At 57.2% G+C, this 3,420-nt stretch carries 3 protein-coding genes and 1 pseudogene; all 4 read left to right on the forward strand.

Annotation, left to right across the window (positions count from 1 at the left end; translation table 11 throughout):
- Nucleotides 1-92: 92 nt before the first annotated feature.
- Entirely contained in the window at nt 93-1,166 is a 1,074-nt protein-coding gene (locus tag ACILQA_RS10445) for a YeiH family protein (RefSeq protein ID WP_395629633.1), read from the forward strand.
- On the forward strand, nt 1,163-2,665 hold the full coding sequence (locus ACILQA_RS10450; protein ID WP_395629632.1) for a glycerol-3-phosphate dehydrogenase: 1,503 nt from the start codon (nt 1,163-1,165) through the stop codon (nt 2,663-2,665). The genes ACILQA_RS10445 and ACILQA_RS10450 overlap by 4 nt, the downstream gene beginning before the upstream one ends.
- Nucleotides 2,666-2,823: 158 nt before the next feature.
- Nucleotides 2,824-3,237 carry an SUF system Fe-S cluster assembly regulator gene (locus ACILQA_RS10455; protein WP_183939063.1) on the forward strand — a complete coding sequence of 138 codons (414 nt, stop codon included), beginning with the start codon at nt 2,824-2,826 and terminating at the stop codon, nt 3,235-3,237.
- Nucleotides 3,234-3,420: pseudogene (locus ACILQA_RS10460) on the forward strand (Fe-S cluster assembly protein SufB); the annotation flags it as partial. The gene ACILQA_RS10455 and the pseudogene ACILQA_RS10460, both read left to right, overlap by 4 nt.

Consider the following 3,420-nt stretch of genomic DNA (forward strand, 5'->3'; position numbering starts at 1 on the left):
GCTTCACCCCTGCGCATGACTGTGTCCACTTGGCGTATAGTCCAACCTGCTTTATGCTGGAACTTCTGATGCATCTGCCTATAGAAGGCCATATGACACCGCAAGACATAAACGCGAATTATATCGCCGACCTGTATGGCGAGACATATCTTGCTGAGGACAATCCGGCACCGCGCAAACGATTGATGATCGGCGCATTGTTCCCGGGCCTTGCTGTGGTGGGTATCGCGTCGGTCGCAGCGACTTGGTTCTCTGAACATTATGCCATGCCCGTCATATTGGCCGGGCTTCTGCTTGGTCTGGCGCTCAATTTTATATCGGCTGAGCAAAAGGTTCACCCGGGCCTCGATTTCTGCGGCACATCTTGTTTGCGGTGGGGCATCGTTCTGTTGGGGACTCAGGTCACCGCGATGCAGATTGGCGGATTGGGTGCGCTGGCGTTTCTGGGGCTGGTGTGCATCATGGCGCTGGTGATGGGTGCGGGCCTGTTCGGCGCGCGACTATCTGGGCAAAGCAATTATGCAGGCTGGCTTGCAGGCGGCGCGACAGCCATCTGTGGCGCATCAGCGGCCTTGGCCATCTACGCCGTTATTGGCCGCGAGCGGCTGAACCAGAACCAGTTCACGCTGACGTTGGTGGGGGTTTCACTCGCCAGTGCCATCGCCATGTCCTTTTACCCCCTCATCGCGGCGCAGCTTGCCTTCACGGATCGTCAGGCGGGTTTCCTGATGGGCGCTGCAATACATGATGTCGCGCAATCGCTCGGCGGTGGTTATAGTTTTTCCCAATCCGCCGGTGAAACGGCTACCATCGTAAAGCTGTCGCGCGTGGCCTTGCTGGCCCCAGCGGTGGCGCTCATTGGCCTCGCCATCGGCTCGGGCAATGGCCAATCGAAAAGCCTTGCGGCGAAGTTGAAACTGCCGTGGTTCATCATCGCATTCTTCGCGGTGGTTGCCGTCAACTCGCTTGTCGACGCACCAAAGTGGGTGGCCGAATATGGCCTGCTGGCATCCAAGGCGATGCTCTTGTTCGCGGTTACTGCAACCGCTATGCGGTCACGGCTTGATTTGTTACTCGGGCAAGGCTGGAAAGCGATGCTGCCCGTGATGCTCGCCACCTTGACCGCTTTCATCGCCGCGGCGACCTTTGCTTGGGGATTTTTATGAGCCAGCCAATTTTTGACCTCGCCGTAATCGGCGGCGGCATAAACGGTGCGGGCATTGCGCGCGACGCGGCCGGGCGTGGCGCAAAGGTGGTCTTGCTCGAGCGCGGTGATCTTGCGCGTGGCACATCCTCTGCATCGACAAAACTAATCCATGGCGGGCTGCGCTATCTTGAGCATTATGAATTCGCGCTGGTCCGGGAATCCTTGATTGAGCGCGAACGGTTGTGGGCAATTGCGCCGCACATCATTTGGCCGCTGCGCTTTATTCTGCCGCATCAAAAGGGCATTCGGCCCGCATGGCTCGTCCGCTTGGGCCTGTTTTTATATGACCATATTGGCGGCCGCAAACTGCTCCCTGCGACCCGGACCGTAAAGCTTGCGTCTGAACCCGCCGGTAAGCCGCTGAAGCCCCAATTCACAACTGCGTTTGAATATTCCGATTGCTGGGTCGATGATGCGCGACTGGTGATCTTCAACGCCATGGACGCCGCACAACATGGCGCAGAAATCCGCACGCACTCCGAAGTCACGCACATCGAACGACGCGATGGCATCTGGCATATCGAAATTGCAGGACAGCCACCCATCAAGGCGCGCGCCGTTGCCAACGCAGCAGGACCAGCGGTGCTTGAACTGCTTGCGCGCACCACCGGGCGTCAACGCAGCGCAGCGGAAACCATCCGGCTTGTGCGCGGGTCACATATCGTTGTGCGCAAAATGTTCGATACGCCGCAGGCCTATTTCTGCCAAAACCCCGATGGCCGGATTTTCTTCGCCATTCCGTATGAGGATGACTTCACCCTGATCGGCACGACCGATGCGGATCACAAAGGTTCGCTCGACGACGTTTTCGCGACGCCCGAAGAAATCGATTATATCTGCGAATCCGCTGGCGCATATTTCAAACAAACCATCACTGCGGTGGACGTTATATACAGCTATGCGGGCGTTCGTCCGCTGGTCGATGACGGGTCTGGCAAGCCAGAAACCGCATCGCGCGGTTACCATTTCGAAGTCGACGTTGATGCCGATGGGCAAGCGCCGATTCTGTCTGTCTTCGGCGGAAAGATTACAACGTACCGCCACTTGGCAGAAAGCGCCGTCAAAAAGCTCGCCGGATATATGCCCGTTCTTGATGGACGAAGCTGGACCCTCCAACAGCCGCTTCCGGGTGGCGACTTTCCGACCGACGGTGCAGATCACTTGGCGGATGAACTGCAGCGCGCATACCCGTTTCTGCCTGCGTCCCTCACCGATCGCTGGGTGCGCAGCTATGGTACGCTGACGCGAACAATTCTGGCCGGAGCCAACACCATCAAAGATCTCGGCACGCATTTTGGCCACGGACTGTATGCCCGCGAAGTCGACTATTTGATCGGCCAAGAATGGGCGCGCTCCGCAAGCGACATATTGTGGCGGCGCAGTAAGCTGGGCCTGCGTTTTTCTGCTGAAGAAACACAGAAATTGGAAAGCTACGTCGCCGGCAAATTACGGAAATAAGGCGGATTAACCCCAAAAAATATCGTGAATGATCAAAAGCGCATGCGGCTGGGCAAGGAAAACTACCGCGATATCTTATCCTTTCTGGGTTGATTTCCGCGGATAAAGGGACCATCTGCCCCCAATCGGAGTAAATTTATCTGATTAGGGACGTTGTTATGCGTTTGTCGAATATGGCAGATTATGCAGTGGTGGTTATGAGCGCGGCTTCGCGCCATTGCGGCTCTGCGCGCGTATCTGCGACGGACCTTGCGACCGAAACCGGCCTTGCGCTGCCCACGACTCAAAAGCTGGTGAGCATGTTGACCAAGGCGGGCCTATTGCGTTCGGCACGTGGCACGGGGGGTGGCATCACGCTTGCCCGGCCTGCTGCGGCCATCAACCTGGCGGATATTATTGAGGCCGTCGAAGGCCCGATTGCGATGACCGCCTGCTGCGATACGCATAAACACGCCTTGGGCCAGCATTGTGCGAAAGAAGGCAGCTGCCACGTCCAATCGCATTGGCCTGTCGTCAACAACGCTGTGCGCGGTGCGCTTGCGCAAATCAATTTGGCAGGACTGACGCGATGACCGACGATATTGAGATCAAAGACAAGGCTGCATGGGATGCCGCCGAAAAGGTCGCCGATTACGAGCATGGCTGGTCGTCGGACATCGAAACCGATTTCGCGCCAAAGGGTCTGAACGAAGATACCGTCCGCTTCATTTCGGCAAAAAAGAATGAGCCTGAATGGATGCTCGAATGGCGGCTTA

The organism is Sphingorhabdus sp. (genome assembly GCF_044239005.1).
Classification (GTDB): Bacteria; Pseudomonadota; Alphaproteobacteria; order Sphingomonadales; family Sphingomonadaceae; genus Sphingorhabdus_B.